General features: G+C 40.7%; 17 protein-coding genes and 1 pseudogene. 4 read left to right on the top strand and 14 right to left on the bottom strand.

What is annotated here, in order from left to right:
* Positions 1–118 precede the first annotated feature (118 nt).
* Positions 119–760 carry a glycerol-3-phosphate 1-O-acyltransferase PlsY gene (plsY, locus tag HMPREF2795_RS08830; protein ID WP_075228712.1) on the top strand — a complete coding sequence of 214 codons (642 nt, stop codon included), beginning with the start codon at positions 119–121 and terminating at the stop codon, positions 758–760.
* Between the two features lie 30 nt (positions 761–790).
* Here the strand turns inward: plsY and HMPREF2795_RS08825 are convergent, their stop codons facing one another.
* From HMPREF2795_RS08825 to HMPREF2795_RS08780, 10 genes and pseudogenes are all read right to left on the bottom strand, one after another.
* Positions 791–1,747 carry an ABC transporter permease gene (locus HMPREF2795_RS08825; protein ID WP_075228674.1) on the bottom strand — a complete coding sequence of 319 codons (957 nt, stop codon included), beginning with the start codon at positions 1,745–1,747 and terminating at the stop codon, positions 791–793.
* Between the two features lie 2 nt (positions 1,748–1,749).
* On the bottom strand, positions 1,750–2,808 hold the full coding sequence (locus HMPREF2795_RS08820) for an ABC transporter permease (protein ID WP_000038693.1): 1,059 nt from the start codon (positions 2,806–2,808) through the stop codon (positions 1,750–1,752).
* Positions 2,808–4,337: an ABC transporter ATP-binding protein gene (locus tag HMPREF2795_RS08815; RefSeq protein WP_075228673.1), complete on the bottom strand. Its 1,530-nt coding sequence runs from the start codon at positions 4,335–4,337 to the stop codon at positions 2,808–2,810. Before HMPREF2795_RS08815 ends, HMPREF2795_RS08820 begins: the two co-directional genes overlap by 1 nt.
* 141 nt (positions 4,338–4,478) lie before the next feature.
* Complete coding sequence (locus HMPREF2795_RS08810) at positions 4,479–5,534, bottom strand: BMP family lipoprotein (RefSeq protein WP_070460962.1); 1,056 nt, start codon at positions 5,532–5,534, stop codon at positions 4,479–4,481.
* A gap of 90 nt (positions 5,535–5,624) precedes the next feature.
* Positions 5,625–6,014, bottom strand: a complete 390-nt coding sequence (locus tag HMPREF2795_RS08805; RefSeq protein ID WP_000246080.1) for a cytidine deaminase — start codon at positions 6,012–6,014, stop codon at positions 5,625–5,627.
* Positions 6,001–6,663: a deoxyribose-phosphate aldolase gene (gene deoC, locus HMPREF2795_RS08800; protein WP_075228672.1), complete on the bottom strand. Its 663-nt coding sequence runs from the start codon at positions 6,661–6,663 to the stop codon at positions 6,001–6,003. The genes HMPREF2795_RS08805 and deoC overlap by 14 nt, the downstream gene beginning before the upstream one ends.
* Before the next feature lie 17 nt (positions 6,664–6,680).
* Positions 6,681–7,964 (bottom strand): pyrimidine-nucleoside phosphorylase, encoded by a 1,284-nt coding sequence (locus tag HMPREF2795_RS08795; RefSeq protein WP_075228671.1) that lies wholly within the window; start codon positions 7,962–7,964, stop codon positions 6,681–6,683.
* Complete coding sequence (locus HMPREF2795_RS08790) at positions 7,961–8,551, bottom strand: class I SAM-dependent methyltransferase (RefSeq protein ID WP_148131300.1); 591 nt, start codon at positions 8,549–8,551, stop codon at positions 7,961–7,963. Before HMPREF2795_RS08790 ends, HMPREF2795_RS08795 begins: the two co-directional genes overlap by 4 nt.
* 106 nt (positions 8,552–8,657) lie before the next feature.
* Entirely contained in the window at positions 8,658–8,936 is a 279-nt protein-coding gene (locus HMPREF2795_RS08785; RefSeq protein ID WP_075228669.1) for a 1,4-dihydroxy-2-naphthoate prenyltransferase, read from the bottom strand.
* A 168-nt stretch (positions 8,937–9,104) separates the two neighbouring features.
* A pseudogene (locus tag HMPREF2795_RS08780) lies at positions 9,105–9,510 on the bottom strand (hypothetical protein).
* A 201-nt stretch (positions 9,511–9,711) separates the two neighbouring features.
* On the opposite strand from HMPREF2795_RS08780, the gene coaA reads away from it, so the two are divergent.
* The 3 genes from coaA to HMPREF2795_RS08765 all read left to right on the top strand — a co-directional run bounded on the left by coaA (position 9,712) and on the right by HMPREF2795_RS08765 (position 11,510).
* Positions 9,712–10,632, top strand: coding sequence for a type I pantothenate kinase (gene coaA / locus HMPREF2795_RS08775; RefSeq protein WP_075228668.1), 921 nt, complete (start codon positions 9,712–9,714; stop codon positions 10,630–10,632).
* Between the two features lie 52 nt (positions 10,633–10,684).
* Entirely contained in the window at positions 10,685–10,933 is a 249-nt protein-coding gene (rpsT, locus tag HMPREF2795_RS08770) for a 30S ribosomal protein S20 (RefSeq protein WP_029689628.1), read from the top strand.
* Positions 10,934–10,997: 64 nt separating this feature from the next.
* The gene (locus tag HMPREF2795_RS08765) at positions 10,998–11,510 is read left to right on the top strand and encodes a DNA topology modulation protein (protein ID WP_075228667.1); all 513 of its coding nucleotides are present in this window, start codon (positions 10,998–11,000) and stop codon (positions 11,508–11,510) included.
* Between the two features lie 230 nt (positions 11,511–11,740).
* Here the strand turns inward: HMPREF2795_RS08765 and HMPREF2795_RS08760 are convergent, their stop codons facing one another.
* The 4 genes from HMPREF2795_RS08760 to HMPREF2795_RS08745 form a co-directional block, all read right to left on the bottom strand.
* Positions 11,741–12,472 carry an NAD-dependent protein deacylase gene (locus tag HMPREF2795_RS08760; RefSeq protein ID WP_075228666.1) on the bottom strand — a complete coding sequence of 244 codons (732 nt, stop codon included), beginning with the start codon at positions 12,470–12,472 and terminating at the stop codon, positions 11,741–11,743.
* Between the two features lie 230 nt (positions 12,473–12,702).
* Positions 12,703–13,413, bottom strand: a complete 711-nt coding sequence (gene deoD / locus HMPREF2795_RS08755; RefSeq protein WP_045763751.1) for a purine-nucleoside phosphorylase — start codon at positions 13,411–13,413, stop codon at positions 12,703–12,705.
* Positions 13,414–13,956: 543 nt separating this feature from the next.
* Positions 13,957–14,667, bottom strand: a complete 711-nt coding sequence (locus tag HMPREF2795_RS08750) for a type 1 glutamine amidotransferase (protein WP_075228711.1) — start codon at positions 14,665–14,667, stop codon at positions 13,957–13,959.
* Positions 14,664–15,899 carry a chloride channel protein gene (locus HMPREF2795_RS08745; protein ID WP_075228710.1) on the bottom strand — a complete coding sequence of 412 codons (1,236 nt, stop codon included), beginning with the start codon at positions 15,897–15,899 and terminating at the stop codon, positions 14,664–14,666. The genes HMPREF2795_RS08750 and HMPREF2795_RS08745 overlap by 4 nt, the downstream gene beginning before the upstream one ends.
* Positions 15,900–15,902: the final 3 nt, after the last annotated feature.

Raw genomic sequence — 15,902 nt, 5'->3', positions numbered from 1 at the left:
ATTTTTGAATAAAAATGGTACTAATGATAAACTTATCAACTTTGATAAAGTATCAGATGTCACAGCTAGTAAACAGATTCAGTTCCGTTTCTCTCCTATTTCATGGTATAATAGAAACATGATGACAATAGTATTATTAATTTTAGCTTATTTATTGGGTTCAATTCCTTCAGGCTTGTGGATTGGACAAATATTCTTTAACATCAATCTAAGAGAACATGGATCTGGTAATACTGGAACGACCAATACCTTTCGAATCTTAGGTAAGAAAGCGGGTATGGCAACCTTCGTGATTGACTTTTTCAAAGGAACCATCGCAACCTTACTCCCACTTATCTTTCATGTTCAAGGTGTTTCACCTCTAGTCTTTGGCCTTTTAGCTGTGATTGGGCATACCTTCCCAGTATTTGCAAGCTTTAAAGGAGGAAAGGCTGTCGCAACTAGTGCTGGAGTCATTTTCGGATTTGCTCCTCTATTTTGCCTCTATCTAGCAGTTGTTTTCTTCGGAACTCTTTATCTAGGAAGTATGATTTCTCTCTCTAGTGTTACTGCTGCCCTTGCTGCTGTACTTGGGGTGATCCTCTTTCCACTTATCGGTTTCCTACTGCCAAGTTACGATTTATTATTTGTAGTGATTATCCTAGCCCTCGCAAGCTTAATTATCATTCGCCATAAGGATAACATCAATCGTATTCGTAATAAAACAGAAAATCTCATTCCTTGGGGACTTAACCTAACGCACCAAGAACCAAAAAAATAAAACGTCAGTTTCAACTGACGTTTTTTTATGTTATTTAGACTTGATATAGTTGATACCATCTGCCTTCGGCGCAACAGCTTTACCAAAGAAGGCTGCTAGGACGACAATGGTCAATAGATATGGTGCGATTTGCAAGTAAACGGCTGGTACTCCTTGCAAGAAAGGAAGCTGAGAACCGATAACTGCCAAACTTTGTGATAGCCCAAAGAAAAGACTTGAAAGCATAGCACCAACAGGATTCCATTTACCAAAGATCATGGCTGCAAGAGCGATAAAGCCAGGTCCTACGATAGTTGTAACTGAGAAGTTGACGGAGATTGACTGAGCGTAAATAGCTCCTCCGATTCCTCCAAGGAAGCCTGAAATCACAACTCCAAGATATCTCATCTTGTAGACATTGATACCCAAAGTATCTGCTGCTTGTGGGTGTTCACCAACTGAACGAAGGCGAAGTCCAAAGCGAGTCTTAAAGAGGATAAACCAAGCTAGGAATGAGAAAGCAATCGCAAGGTAACCTAGTAGACTAGTTGACTTGAAGAAGATATCTCCGATAACAGGGATATTAGCTAATACTGGAAAGTCAAAACGACCAAAAGTTTGTGTTAAATTATCCGTTTGTCCCTTATTATAAAGCACCTTCACCAAGAAAACTGCCAAGGCTGGCGCCATCAAGTTCAGCACAGTACCACTGACGACATGGTCTGCACGGAAATGAATTGTAGCCACTGCGTGAATGAGCGAGAAGATAGCTCCGACTAATCCACCAACTAGAAGAGCTAACCAAGGAGTTAATGCTCCCAAATCTTGAGCAAATTCAAGGTTAAAAACAACTCCAGAAAAGGCACCCATGACCATGATTCCTTCAAGACCAACGTTAACAACTCCACCACGTTCTGAGAAAACTCCTCCGATACTTGTGAAAATAAGTGGTGCTGCATAAATCAACATCGAAGAAACCATAAGGGTTAACATTGTTGTAATCGACATCCTTATTTACCTCCTTTAAGTTGTTTTCTTGGTTTGACAAAGCGTTCGATGATGTAGTGAACGCTGACAAAGAAGATAATTGAGGCTGTAACGATACTTACAAGCTCAGATGGCACTTGTGCAGCATTCATACCTGGAGCTCCAACTTGAAGCACTCCGAACAAGAAGGCTGCAAAGAGAATTCCAATCGGTGAGTTTGCCGCAAGTAGACTTACCGCCATGCCATTAAATCCGATTGCCAATGATGAACCTTGAACATAGACGTTTTGGAAGGTACCGAGTCCTTCTACAGCTCCACCTAGACCTGCAAGAGCACCCGAGATAATCATTGATAGAATAATGGTACGTTTCGCTGAAATCCCTGCGTATTCAGAAGCATTTGGATTGAGACCAACTGCACGGATTTCAAAACCGAGAGTTGTCTTCTTAAGCAAGAACCAAATAACTGCAACTGCAATGATGGCAAAGAAAATCCCAATATTCATACGAGAGTTTCCTGTTAACTCAGCAAGCCAAGGTGTTTGATAAGTTGCGTTTGCACTTACTCGGATTGATGAGTCTGTACTTTGCATGATATCTTTAGGGAAAGAGTGGATAAAGGCATTACTTGTATAGAGAACAATGTAGTTCATCATGATGGTTACGATAACTTCAGATGTTCCAAGATAGGCTCTTAAAATACCAGGAATGGCGCCAACAATTCCTCCAGCAACCAGCGCAATGACAACTGTCGCAAGAATCAACAATGGACGTGGTAAATCTGGATTTGAAAGAGCGAACCAGCCACTCATAACCCAACCAGCGAGTGCTTGTCCTGGAAGACCAACGTTAAAGAAGCCTGCACGACTCGCAACTGCAAATCCAAGAGCAATCAAGACTAATGGCCCCATGGCACGGAAAATTTCACCGATTCCACGCACACTACCGAAGGCTGTGTAGAACAACTCTTCATAACCCCAAATAGCATCGTAGCCAAAAATCCACATGACGATGGCTCCAAGCAAGATTCCAAGGATAACAGAAATCAAGGGAACCGAAATTTGTTGTAATTTTTTAGACATCACTCTTCTCCTTTTTCCAATTCACCACCAGCCATCAAGACACCAAGTTCTTGCTTGTTGGTTGTTTCTGGTGTTACGATCCCTTGAATCTTACCATCATGAATAACAGCGATTCTATCTGAGACATTTAGAATCTCGTCTAGTTCAAAGCTGACTACAAGGACAGCTTTTCCATTATCACGTTCTTGAATCAAGCGTTTGTGAATGTACTCAATGGCACCGACGTCCAAACCACGAGTTGGTTGGCTGACGATGAGGAGATCCGGATTTCGATCAATCTCACGAGCGATAATTGCTTTTTGTTGATTTCCTCCAGAAAGGGCTGAAGCTGAAACAATCTCGCTAGCAGCGCGAACATCAAATTCTTGCATCAATTTTTTTGCATAGTCAATGATATTCGTATAATTTAAAATTCCCTTTTTGCTAAGAGGTTCCTTATAGTAGGTTTGAAGAGCGATATTTTCAGAAATCATCATTTCCAAAACCAGACCATCACGGTGACGGTCTTCAGGAACGTGACCTACGCTTAGTTCAGTGATTTGGCGAGGATGCAAACCTACGATAGATTGGCCTTTCAATTCTACGCTACCAGATTCAATCTTACGAAGTCCTGTAATAGCTTGGATCAATTCAGACTGACCATTTCCATCAATCCCGGCAATCCCAACAATCTCACCAGCTCGAACATCGAGAGAAAGATTTTTAACTGCTGGAACCCCACGGTTTTCATTGACTACTAAATCTTTGATAGATAGTACAACTTCTTTTGGTTGAGCTGGTTGTTTCTCAGTTTTGAAGGAAACCGAACGCCCGACCATCATTTCTGCCAGGTCAGCATTGGTTGCACCAACAATCTCAACAGTCTCGATAGATTTACCACGACGGATAACTGTAACACGGTCAGACACAGCACGAATTTCATCCAACTTGTGAGTAATGAGGATGATTGATTTGCCTTCTTTGACCAGGTTCTTCATGATGGCCATCAACTCATCGATTTCTGATGGCGTCAAAACGGCAGTTGGTTCGTCAAAGATAAGAATATCGGCACCACGATAAAGTGTCTTTAGGATTTCAACACGTTGTTGAGCACCAACAGAGATATCTGCTACTTTGGCTGAAGGATCCACAGCAAGACCATAACGCTCCGATAGTTCGTTAATTTCTCGAGTTGCTCGAGCAATATCTAGGACACCATTTTTGGTTAATTCACTTCCCAAAATGATATTTTCAGCAACTGTGAAAGCTTCAACCAACATAAAGTGCTGGTGAACCATCCCAATTCCTAAGCTAGCTGCTTTTGATGGCGAGTCTAATTTTACAACTTGACCGTTGACCACAATTTCACCACTAGTTGGTTCTAGAAGCCCTGCTAGCATGTTCATAAGAGTGGACTTCCCAGCTCCATTTTCTCCTAAAAGTGCATGAATTTCACCTTTACGAAGTTCAAGGTTAATCTTGTCGTTAGCGACAAATTCACCGAAAACTTTGGTAATTTCACGCATCTCAATGACATTTTCGTGTGCCATGTGCTCTTCCTTTCAGAGTTTTATTTTATTTCAATAAAACCTGCTAAAGAGATTTAGCAAGCTCTATTGAGACAAAACAATTTGTCTCAATTCTTAAAGAAGCGGCCACAGGCCGCTTCCCTAAGAAATGACTTTTATCTATTATTTTTCAGGAACTTTGATGCTGCCATCTAGGATTTTAGCTTTTGCATCTTCAACAGCTTTTTTACCTTCTTCAGAAAGGTTAGTTGTTACTAGATCAACCCCTTTATCCTTCAATGAGTAAACGATCACTTGACCGCCAGGGAATTCACCTTTTTCAGCTTTGTTTGCGATATCTTGAACTGTTGTTCCGACTTGTTTCAAAGTAGAAGCAAGTACGAAGTTAGCTTCTTTACCGTCTTTAGAAGTATATTTACCTTCGTCAACTTGGTCACGGTCTACACCGATAACCCAAACTTTTTCGCCTTCGTTTTTGCTTTCATTCAAAGATTTAGCTTCTGAGAAGACACCTGCACCAGTACCACCAGCTGCTTGGTAGATTACGTCTGCACCTGCAGCGTATTGAGCTGCAGCGATTGTTTTACCTTTAGCGGCATCACCAAATGAACCAGCGTAGTCTACTTGTACTTTGATAGATGGGTCAACTGACTCAACACCAGCTTTGAAACCAGCTGCGAAACGAGAAATAACTTCAGATTCCATACCACCTACAAAACCAACTTGTTTTGTTTTAGTAGTTTTAGCTGCTGCTACACCTGCAAGGTAAGCTGCTTCGTTATCAGCAAATGTTACGCTTGCTACGTTCTTTTGATCTTTAATCACATCGTCGATCAAAACATAGTTCAAATCTGCATGTTCTTTCGCTGCTTCTTCAACTGCATTGTGAAGGGCAAAACCAACACCGAAGATCAAGTTGTAGCTTCCTGCTGCTTGGTTCAAGTTGTTAGCGTAGTCAGCTTCACTTGTTGATTGGAAGTATGTGTATCCTTTATCTTTTGCAAGATTGTGCTCTTTACCCCAAGCTTGAAGACCTTCCCAAGCTGATTGGTTGAATGATTTGTCGTCAACACCACCAGTATCTGTAACGATAGCTGCTTTAGTCTTCACATCAGAAGATGAAGAAGCTGCGTTACGAGAAGAGCGATTACCACATGCAGCAAGTCCAAATGCTGCTACTGCAACTAGACCAAGGCCTAGCCATTGTTTCTTGTTCATTACTGAACCTCCTAAATAAGATGCGCAACGAAGTTGCAAGTATGGATTGATTGGCCACAAGGACCCTTGTCACTCAAAGAGTGACGCAGACTAATGCAAGTCTGTAAATGAGTATGGAAGTAATTCCCCGACCGTCATCTCGACCGTCGATTTATCTTTGGCAACTAGAGTCACCTTTAGATCTTGTTCAAAAAATTCGACCATAACTTGGCGACAAGCTCCACAAGGAGAAATAGGTTTCTCAGTTTGACCGTAAACAATCAACTCTGAAAACTCACGTTGTCCTTCGGAGATAGCTTTAAAAATAGCTGTTCTCTCACCACAGTTGGTCAAGGGGTAGCTAGCATTTTCAATATTGCATCCTGTATAAACACTGCCGTCCTTGGCAACCAAAACAGCACCAATCGGAAAATGTGAATAAGGAACATAGGCATTTTTACTAGTCTCAATCGCTAAGTCAATCAACTCAGTAGTCGCCATCTGCTAACTCTCCTTTTAAGATTGCTACACCAGAAGATGTTCCGATACGAGTAGCTCCAGCTTCAACAAAGGCTACTGCATCTGCATAAGAACGAGCTCCACCAGCAGCCTTAACCCCCATATCAGGTCCAACTGTCAGGCGCATTAATTGAACATCCGGTAGAGTTGCACCACCTGTTGAGAAGCCTGTTGACGTCTTGACAAAGTCTGCCCCTGCCTTTTGAGCGAGTTGGCAAGCCAAAACTTTTTCATCATTCGTAAGTAAGCAAGCTTCGATGATAACCTTAACGAGTTTGTCACCGCTTGCTTCAACAACTGCTCGAATATCTGATTCGACCAAGTCAGCATTCCCAGACTTAAGCGCTCCAACATTGATGACCATATCAATTTCGTCAGCACCATTTTGGATAGCTTCTTTGGTTTCATAAGCTTTGACAGCTGAAGTTGTAGCTCCAAGAGGGAATCCTACTACTGTACAAACCTTGACATCAGTATCTACGAGTGCAGTTTTTGCATGCGAAACCCAGCAAGGATTGACACAAACACTGGCAAAATCGTACTCTCTTGCTTCAGATAGCAAACGATCGATTTGCTGTTCGGTAGCATCTTGCTTTAAAAGCGTATGATCAATGTATTTATTTAATTTCATTTCGGTTTTTCCTTAAATCAGGAGATAATTTCAATGATTTCACGCGTTTTTATCGCTTCATCACTTATCTTAATTTTAACATAATTTTGGAAATCTGTAACTAGTTCCGGAGAAATTTTGCCATTTGCATATACTTTTGCAACAATTTCACCCTTTTTGACTGATTCTCCAACTTTCTTCTCAAAAACAATCCCTGTCTCATAGTCAAGAGCATCTGTTTTAACGGCACGACCAGCACCCAATCTCATAGCAAAAAGACCAAACTCCATGGCTGGAAGTTCTGCGATAAGTCCGTCTTCTTGAGCAGGAATATCAACTACATGGTCAACTTTTACTGGACGATAGAGGTCTTCTAGGTCTCCACCCTGAGCTAGAACCATCTCTTCAAATTTCTTGAGAGCCTTACCATTTTCAAGATGTTGCCTTACTTCCTCGATAGTTTTTTCAACATTTGCTAATGATAACATAATCTGGGCCAACTCACAGATAAAGTGGCTAATATCTTGACGGCCTTTACCTTGAAGAATTTCCAGAGCTTCTAGGATTTCTAAACGATTACCAATGGCACGTCCCAAAGGTTGACTCATATCAGTAATAACTGCTACTGTCTTACGACCTACAGCCTTACCAAGGTTTACCATGGTTTGAGCCAGTTGGCGTGCCTCATCAACTGTCTTCATAAAGGCACCTTCACCGACAGTAACATCCAGCAAAATAGCATCCGCTCCAGCTGCAATTTTTTTACTCATGACCGAACTAGCAATCAAGGGAATGGTATCCACTGTTGCCGTCACATCCCGAAGGGCATAGAGAAGTTTGTCAGCCTTAACTAGTTGATCCGACTGACCAATAACTGAAACTCCAATTTCTTGAACTTGTTTGATAAATTCATCCTGACTGCGTTCAATCTGAAAACCTTTGATGGATTCTAATTTATCGATAGTACCACCAGTGTGGCCTAAGCCCCTACCGCTCATCTTAGCCACTGGGACATCAAAACTAGCTACCAAGGGTGCTAGGATTAAAGTTACCTTGTCACCAACACCACCCGTAGAGTGTTTATCAACCTTCACACCATCTATAGCAGACAAATCAAACTCCTGACCTGTCTTAACCATATTCATGGTTAAATCAGAAATTTCTTTCGTGGTCATTCCTTGGAAGTAAACTGCCATGGCAAATGCTGACATCTGGTAATCAGGAACAGTTCCTGCCACATAGCCTTCAATCAACCATTGGATTTCGTTCGAACTGAGTTCTTGCCCGTTTCTTTTTTTCTGGATTAGATCTACTGCTCTCATTCTTTTACACTTTTAAGGATGTAATATCCCTTATCTTTCTTTACAACCTCACAATTGCCAAATACGTCTTCCATCTTATTTTTGGCACTTGGGGCTCCTTGTTTTTTCTGGATAACAATAGTCAAATCACCACCGTCTACTAAAAAGTCTATACTTTTTTCGATGATTTCGTGAACTACTTGCTTGCCTGCACGTATGGGCGGATTCGAAATGACATGGTTAAATTGTCCCTCTACCTGCTCATAAATATTAGACTGGAAGATAGTCGCTTGAACTTTGTTTTTCATTGCATTTTGCTGGGCTAAATCCAGGGCACGATTATTGATATCCACCATCGTTGCTTGGGCATCATAAGCCTTAACCAAAGACAAGCCTATCGGACCATAGCCACAACCAACATCAAGAATTTTTTCACCTTTTTCAACATCAAGGCATCTTAACAACAACTGACTTCCAAAGTCAATCATTTTTTTGCTAAAGACACCAGCATCTGTCAAAAAGGTCATCTTTTGCCCAAGTAGCTCAACTCTAAGTTCATGAACATCATGGGCTGCATCTGGATTTTCTGCATAATACATTTTACTCATGATACTATTTTACCATAAAAATAAGTTATTTGTAAATCGTTTACAAAGGTATCAAGCCTTTAAACACATTGTATTTTTTCAAAAATAATATAAGTTCTGATTAGGATTAGGGACCTAGTAAAAAGCTCCCTACTGCCATGGTAATTGGAAAAGCAAAGATACAAGCTAAACCAAAAAAGAAGAGCCACCACTTTCTTTTAAAGAAAGCTAACACAAGGTAGCCAAGTCCTATGAGTGGCAATAAGATAAAAAGGACAAAAATAGTCCAGTTATAGTAGTAAGATCCTATTGAAAAGGAGAAATTCACCCAGTTTGGTGATAACCATAAAACAACTACAAATAGGCTGATAAAAATCAGCGTTTTTTCTCTTAATCTAGCTTTCATCTTAGTCCTCCTTTATAGGTTTTCCCTCTTAGATTTTAACAAAGAAAGCGCTATTCTTCAATCTCAATCAATGATTGGAAACGAATGACAAGTCATTGGGAGCTACAAGAAATAACAGTCAGGATAAAACAACAAATTTATTGTCTATAATCAGACGCATTTTGATTACTATTGCTTTACCTTCAAATACTTAATTATCAACAGTATTCCCAATAAGATGTTTAGATAAAAGCCCAACTGATAAGTTTGTGTTAGGATTTCCAAACTTGTCCACAGTCGTATCAAATCTTCTATTGACATGCGGAATAAATAACCCTCTGTAGCAATCCACAAAATCAAAAATAGATAACTACTAGCAGCAAGCCATTTCGTCCACCGTTTTTTTAGTAAAAAAGCAATTAAGAGCGAACAGATAAAGACAGCTGTTACAATAGCATGATCCATCAAAAAAGTAAAACCGTAATAGGTTTCCACAAAGCGTCTACCATTATCTGCATTGGCTCCTTTTATAAAAGGTAAAGCAAAACTTAAAATAAAAACAGAGTTCCAATATGTAACTTTTTAAGATTTTCATAGTACACCTCCTATAAGTTGTGAACTAAAAAGTCCCCTTTATTAGCTGATAAAATCAGGAGAAACCAGCTCCTACTTCATCAATAATTTGTTCATCCTCTATCTACTTATAGTATATACTACTGACTTACCACATTCAAGAAACCGCTTCATTTTTTTAGCTTTTTATGGTATGATAGACAAAATATCTAGGGGAAAACAAATGACCAACGAATTTTTACATTTTGAAAAGATAAACCGCGAAACTTGGCAATCCTTGCATCGCAAAACAACTCCTCCCTTGACCGAGGAGGAGTTAGATTCTATTAAGAGTTTCAATGACCAGATTAGCCTACAAGATGTTACTGATATCTATCTGCCACTGGCACATCTGATTCAGATTTACAAACGTTCCAAAGAAGACCTTGCCTTTTCAAAAGGCATTTTCCTTCAAAGAGAGAGCAAAAAACAGCCCTTTATTATCGGAGTTTCAGGAAGTGTCGCTGTCGGTAAATCAACCACTAGTCGTCTCTTGCAAATTTTGCTTTCTCGTATAGTCCCTGGAGCAAGTGTTGAACTGGTTACTACAGATGGTTTTTTATACCCAAACAGTGTCTTAATTGAGCAAGACATTCTCAACCGCAAGGGTTTTCCTGAGAGTTACGACATGGAAGCTTTGCTCAATTTCCTAGACCAACTTAAAAATGGGCAGGATGTTGATATCCCTGTTTATTCCCATGAAATCTATGATATCGTGCCAGTTCAAAAACAACGAGTAGAAGCCGCTGATTTTGTCATTGTTGAGGGAATCAACGTATTCCAAAATCCACACAATGCACGTCTCTATATTACTGATTTCTTTGACTTTTCAATCTATGTCGATGCCGCAGTCGAGGATATTGAAAGTTGGTATTTGGATCGTTTCTTAAAACTTTTGAGTTTTGCTCAAGATGATCCAGGTAACTATTACTATCGTTTCACTCAACTTCCTCTTAGTGAAGTCAAGGATTTTGCCCACCAAGTTTGGACCAGTATCAACCTAACCAATCTCCAGAATTACATTGAACCGACACGAAATCGTGCCGAGGTCATTCTCCATAAATCTAAAAATCACGAAATTGATGAAATTTACTTAAAAAAATAATTTTCCCTTGTCAAAACGTAAGTTTTCAGATATAATGGTATAGTTAGTAAAAATGGAGGTAAGAACATTGGCAAACATTAAATCAGCTATCAAACGCGCTGAATTGAACGTTAAACAAAACGAAAAGAACTCAGCTCAAAAGTCAGCTATGCGTACTGCTATCAAAGCTTTTGAAGCAAACCCATCTGAAGAACTTTACCGTGCTGCCAGCTCAGCTATCGATAAAGCAGAAACTAAAGGTTTGATCCACAAAAACAAAGCTAGCCGTGATAAAGCACGTCTTGCAGCTAAACTTGGTTAATCATTAACTGCATACAAAATGAGCTCCTCGGAGCTTTTTTTGTGCACATTTTCTGGAGGTTATTATGAAAATAGCTATCATTGGATATTCTGGATCAGGCAAATCCACTCTGGCAGAAAAACTAGCTAATCACTACTCTATCCCCAAACTTCATATGGATACTCTCCAATTTCAGCCAGGGTGGCAAGATAGTGACCGCGACTGGATGCTGAACGAAATGAAAACTTTTCTAGCCAACAACGAAAACTGGGTCATTGATGGCAACTACTCTTGGTGTTGCTATGAGGAAAGAATGGAGCAAGCTGACCAGATCATCTTTTTAAACTTCTCTGCTTGGACTTGTTTGCTAAGAGCCTTTAAGCGCTATTTAAAGTACAGAGGAAAAGTTAGAGAAAGTATGGCTAAGGGATGCCCCGAGCAATTCAACTGGGAATTTATCCGTTGGATTCTCTGGGATGGACGTACAAAAAATGCTAAGGAAAGATACCAATACTTAAACAATACTTACCCAGAAAAGATGAGCATTCTCCATTCTCAAGCAGAGATTGATGGTTTTTTGCGATCTTTAAAAAAGTAAACAATATAGTAGCATTTCATTAAAATCAGCATGTACTGATTGACTAAAAAAGGAAGTTTTTCATCCAGAAAGTCTTCCTTTTTTCCTTTTATTCAACAATTAAAAATAACTCGAGCAATTTATAAATCAACAATAAAATTCCCCTAGAAATGAAGAGAATCTTGTTCATAGTTTCTGAGTTCGTGATACAAAAAAACTGAAGGAAGCATAGTCCTACTTCTTTCAGTTTTTTATTGTCTCAATTTAGAAAAAACTTCTCCAATCTTACCTTCGATAACTAAATCAGCTTGGCTGTCTTGAGGGGTGCTGGATTTGTTGATAACGACAAGATTTGACCCTGAAAAATAATTGATTAGGCTAGCTGCAGGGTAAACAACTAAGGAAGTTCCACCTATGATCAATAAATCTGCTTGCTGAATGACTTGTGCTGCTCGACTAAATACATCCATACCCAGAGGTTCCTCATAAAGAGTTACGTCAGGTTTAACCACATTGCCACAATCTAAGCAGTGAGGAACTGGACCTTCAAGTGCCAAAAATGCATTCAAATCATAAAATCGATGACAGCCCAAACAGTAATTACGATCTGCACTACCGTGCAGTTTCAAAACTTTCTGAGACCCCGCCATTTCATGCAAGCTATCAATATTTTGCGTCACAATCGCCTTTAATTTACCTGTTTTTTCTAACGACGCTAGATAATCATGTGCTAAATTTGGCTTGGCATCTGGATAGACGAGATACTTTTTGTAGAAATCAAAAAAATCCTCTGGATAGCGTTCAAACATGGTGCGTGAAACCAATTGCTCGGCAGTAAAATGGCGCCCCAACTTAAGACTATAAACACCATCAGAACTTCGAAAATCAGGAATATTAGACTCTGTAGAAACCCCTGCACCACCGAAAAAGACAATTCTCTGACTTTGGTCTATCAGTTCCTGTAATTGTTCAATCTTATCCATTTTACCCCTCCTTTAGTTTTTGTTCTAAAAAAGTTGAAAACCTTTAGCTTCTGTCAACCAGGCTTTCAACTTTATTTGATTATGGTTTAGATATTAAACTGACTAGTCTCGGTTCTTTGACACAATTTGACGTTCTTCAAAGTCCTTATTCTCATCTATTTATAGGATTGAAGCAATGAACATGCTTATCATTTTGAGAACAAGAGTAATCTCATAAATGGAATCTGACTTTAGTCTGCAATCAAGGTCTCTAGACCAACCTTCATCATATCTGTGAAAGTATTTTGACGTTCCTCTGCAGTTGTATCCTCATCGGGATTAACTAAACTATCAGAAATCGTCATGATAGCAAGTGCATCCACATGGTGTTGGGCAGCAAGATAGTACAGCGCCGCTGCTTCCATTTCTACAGCCTTGACTCCCCATTTACCAAGTTCGATATTTTTTTCAAAGTAGTTTGAGTAGAAAACATCTGAAGACAAAACATTTCCGACGTGAGTGGTCATGCCAAGGTCTTTGGCAATATGGTAGGCTTTATCTAGCAAATCAAAGCTAGCGATTTGTGGAAAATCATATTGAGGCCAGTCATTGCGGATGATGTTTGAGTTGGTTGCAGCTGCTTGCGCCAAGACCAATTCACGGACATGAACATCCTCATTCAAAGAACCAGCAGTTCCGACACGGATCAATTTCTTCACACCGTAATCGACAATCAATTCACGCGCATAGATGGAGATTGATGGCATTCCCATCCCTGTTCCCATGACAGATACACGATGGCCCTTGTAAGTTCCAGTGTAACCAAACATGTTACGGACTTCATTGAAGCATACAGCGTCTTCAAGAAAATTCTCAGCGATAAACTTCGCACGAAGAGGATCCCCAGGAAGAAGAATTTTATCAGCAATTTCACCCTGCTTAGCAGCAATATGGATAGACATAATATAAGATACCAAGGGCGTAAAAGAGGCAAAGTAAAAATAGGAAATCCGACAAAGATGCCTCGCATCTAGGAGGATTTATCTTTTTTACACAGCCTCTAGCCCGGGTTCAGTTTCAAACCCGAACTACCCTTCCTTTCATTTTTTATAAACAAGACAGGCGACAGAGAACAAAGTAAAAATAGGAAACTGGCGACGCATTGTAAATGCTAGACAGTTTATCTTTTTTACACAGTTCTCCGCCCGTATTCAGTTCAGCTAATACGGTTAACCCATCCTTTCTTTTTTAATTGAGTAATTAGAAAAGCTTTCCGCTCGTGTTCAAATTAGAACACACGCTCTACCTTTCTATAAGATACCAAGCCCGTAAAAAGCACAGTGAAAATAGGGGATTGACGCAGCAAGTACTGGACTTGCAAGGCAATCGATCTTTTTCACACAGCTTTTAGGGCGGGTTCAATTGTAAGTTAGTTTTGAAAGTTGAGGCGATTACGGGTTCAATTTCAAACCCGAACTCCCTTTCCTTTTCTTTCATTTTTATATTTATTTTGTTAATGAATCCAAAAATGCAAAGAGTTTTGCATTCATTTCTCGATAAGCATAGTTTCGAATAGCTTCAGGCTTTTGAACATAAGTCAATTTTTTGCTTTGTTCTTCCAAAACTTCTTCGCCATCCGCAGCAATTAAGAGCTCTACTGTTTCTGGATCAAATTCCAAATGAGCTTGGAAGGCATAGTGTTTAGGACTAAAGCGAATAATCTGACGTGGACAACCTTGACTGGTCGCAAGAACGACAGCATCTTCTGTCAATCCTGGCATATCGCCATGCCAGTGTCCTGTATTTAGAGTCGGTCCAAGAACTTTGACATGTTCATCTTTTAAACCAGCTTCAGTAAGCGTTATTGGATAAACCCCAATCTCACGTTCTGGACTGTGCTCATACTTTGCACCATAGGCAACAGACAAGAGCTGGGCACCAAGACAGACCCCAACAATATAACGATCAGCCTTCATGGCCTTTTGAATCAGCTCAATCTCTGCCTGAGGATCGTAGTATGGAAAAGCTTCTCGATCTTCATCTGGCGATTGAGGTCCTCCCATCACAATCAGAAAATCAATCCCATCAATAGTTTCCGGAAGAAGTTCTTTTTCATAAACTTTAGTTGTAGTCACTTGATGGCCACGCTCCTGCGCCCATTTTAGATAAGCGCCCGGCACTTCAAAGGTTTCATGCAGTACAAAATGTACCTTCATCGTTTCTTCTCCCATCTCTTTCGAATCACGTAAGACAGACCAGCCGCAAGTACAAGCGGAATTGTCAAACTCCAAGTTTGGCCTGTAAATCCAAGGCTCAGGGCAATGGCTGTCAGAGGAGCTTTTAAGGTCGTCCCTAAAAAGACGGTCGCTCCTAGTAACATCCCTAGAGCAGGATCTAGATGAATCCCAACTGCTGTCAAAAGCAAGGTCACTAGGTAGCCAGAGCCAATCCCTAAGGCAAATGATGGTGTTAAAGTTCCCCCATAAGCACCATTACGCAAGAGGAGATAAACCAGAATCCCCTTCACTGCAAGAGCCAGTGGAAGATAAGGAATTGACTGGCTAGACAAGAGGGCTTGCGCTAGTACCTGGCCATTCCCCATAAAGATAGGGAAAAAGGCTACTAGGCTCCCCAGCACTAGAAAGGCTAGAGGAAGAGCCCAAAGAATCGTCCCATCCTTCCGCCGTTTGTGACTAGCCCGCTTGGAGAGGAAAGCAAAGACCAGAGCCAAGGGAGTAACCAAGAAAGCAATCACAATAGCCTGAAAGAAACTGCTAGCCGACCATGAGACTGTGGACAGGTGATAAATAGCCTCCTGACCAATGATGGACTGAGCGACCCAGGTGGCCAGATAAGTGCTGGTCAAAACCAGTAGAAGGTTCTGCCAACTGTAGGCGAGTCCTAAGGTCTCAAAGACGAACAAGCTACTGGCAAAGGGAACTTGATAGACCGCAGCTAAACCAGCTCCAGCACCACAGGCAATCAAGACTTTTCGCTCTTTGAGGGCTAGAGAAAAACCTTTCGCCAAGCGACCAGCTAGAAGAGCCCCGACCTCACGTGGTGCTCCTTCTTTTCCGACCGATGCACCTGCTCCGACAATCGCAACCTGCATCCCTGCATGAAAGAGGTGGACTAAGAGCGCTGGTTCCCTGTCTCCAGCTAAGTCAATTTGCTGGCGAATAGACAGAATCTTATAACGCTTTTGCAAGACATACCAAAAACCAGCTGCCAAGCACCCAGTCACACATAAGACCAAAAATCTACGGAGACCTCCAGCTTCTTGAAATTGCTGGAGTAAATCCGACTCATCTTGGCCAAAAGCCAGCCCTTGCACCCCTTCTAGTAGATAATGACAGGCAATTCCGACCAGACCCGTCCCTATTCCTAATGATAAAGTGGCTAGAAGCACTCTCAGTCCATAGGGCATACTTTGGAGTCGTACTCTCATAGT

The sequence above is a fragment of the Streptococcus sp. HMSC056C01 genome (assembly GCF_001811305.1).
Lineage (GTDB): Bacteria > Bacillota > Bacilli > Lactobacillales > Streptococcaceae > Streptococcus.
Note: the sequence above shows the minus strand (reverse complement) of the source record. Positions and strands in the feature narration are given on the sequence as shown.

What these genes read in the sequence shown, in the direction of transcription:
- HMPREF2795_RS08815 (WP_075228673.1), bottom strand. Translation starts at nt 4,337, where the DNA reads ATGGCACACGAAAATGTCATTGAGATGCGTGAAATTACCAAAGTTTTC.
- HMPREF2795_RS08745 (WP_075228710.1), bottom strand. Translation starts at nt 15,899, where the DNA reads ATGAGAGTACGACTCCAAAGTATGCCCTATGGACTGAGAGTGCTTCTA.
- coaA (WP_075228668.1), top strand. Translation starts at nt 9,712, where the DNA reads ATGACCAACGAATTTTTACATTTTGAAAAGATAAACCGCGAAACTTGG.
- HMPREF2795_RS08820 (WP_000038693.1), bottom strand. Translation starts at nt 2,808, where the DNA reads ATGTCTAAAAAATTACAACAAATTTCGGTTCCCTTGATTTCTGTTATC.
- plsY (WP_075228712.1), top strand. Translation starts at nt 119, where the DNA reads ATGATGACAATAGTATTATTAATTTTAGCTTATTTATTGGGTTCAATT.
- deoD (WP_045763751.1), bottom strand. Translation starts at nt 13,413, where the DNA reads ATGTCTATCCATATTGCTGCTAAGCAGGGTGAAATTGCTGATAAAATT.
- HMPREF2795_RS08765 (WP_075228667.1), top strand. Translation starts at nt 10,998, where the DNA reads ATGAAAATAGCTATCATTGGATATTCTGGATCAGGCAAATCCACTCTG.
- deoC (WP_075228672.1), bottom strand. Translation starts at nt 6,663, where the DNA reads ATGAAATTAAATAAATACATTGATCATACGCTTTTAAAGCAAGATGCT.
- HMPREF2795_RS08795 (WP_075228671.1), bottom strand. Translation starts at nt 7,964, where the DNA reads ATGAGAGCAGTAGATCTAATCCAGAAAAAAAGAAACGGGCAAGAACTC.
- rpsT (WP_029689628.1), top strand. Translation starts at nt 10,685, where the DNA reads ATGGAGGTAAGAACATTGGCAAACATTAAATCAGCTATCAAACGCGCT.
- HMPREF2795_RS08785 (WP_075228669.1), bottom strand. Translation starts at nt 8,936, where the DNA reads ATGAAAGCTAGATTAAGAGAAAAAACGCTGATTTTTATCAGCCTATTT.
- HMPREF2795_RS08810 (WP_070460962.1), bottom strand. Translation starts at nt 5,534, where the DNA reads ATGAACAAGAAACAATGGCTAGGCCTTGGTCTAGTTGCAGTAGCAGCA.
- HMPREF2795_RS08750 (WP_075228711.1), bottom strand. Translation starts at nt 14,667, where the DNA reads ATGAAGGTACATTTTGTACTGCATGAAACCTTTGAAGTGCCGGGCGCT.
- HMPREF2795_RS08760 (WP_075228666.1), bottom strand. Translation starts at nt 12,472, where the DNA reads ATGGATAAGATTGAACAATTACAGGAACTGATAGACCAAAGTCAGAGA.
- HMPREF2795_RS08805 (WP_000246080.1), bottom strand. Translation starts at nt 6,014, where the DNA reads ATGGCGACTACTGAGTTGATTGACTTAGCGATTGAGACTAGTAAAAAT.
- HMPREF2795_RS08825 (WP_075228674.1), bottom strand. Translation starts at nt 1,747, where the DNA reads ATGTCGATTACAACAATGTTAACCCTTATGGTTTCTTCGATGTTGATT.
- HMPREF2795_RS08790 (WP_148131300.1), bottom strand. Translation starts at nt 8,551, where the DNA reads ATGAGTAAAATGTATTATGCAGAAAATCCAGATGCAGCCCATGATGTT.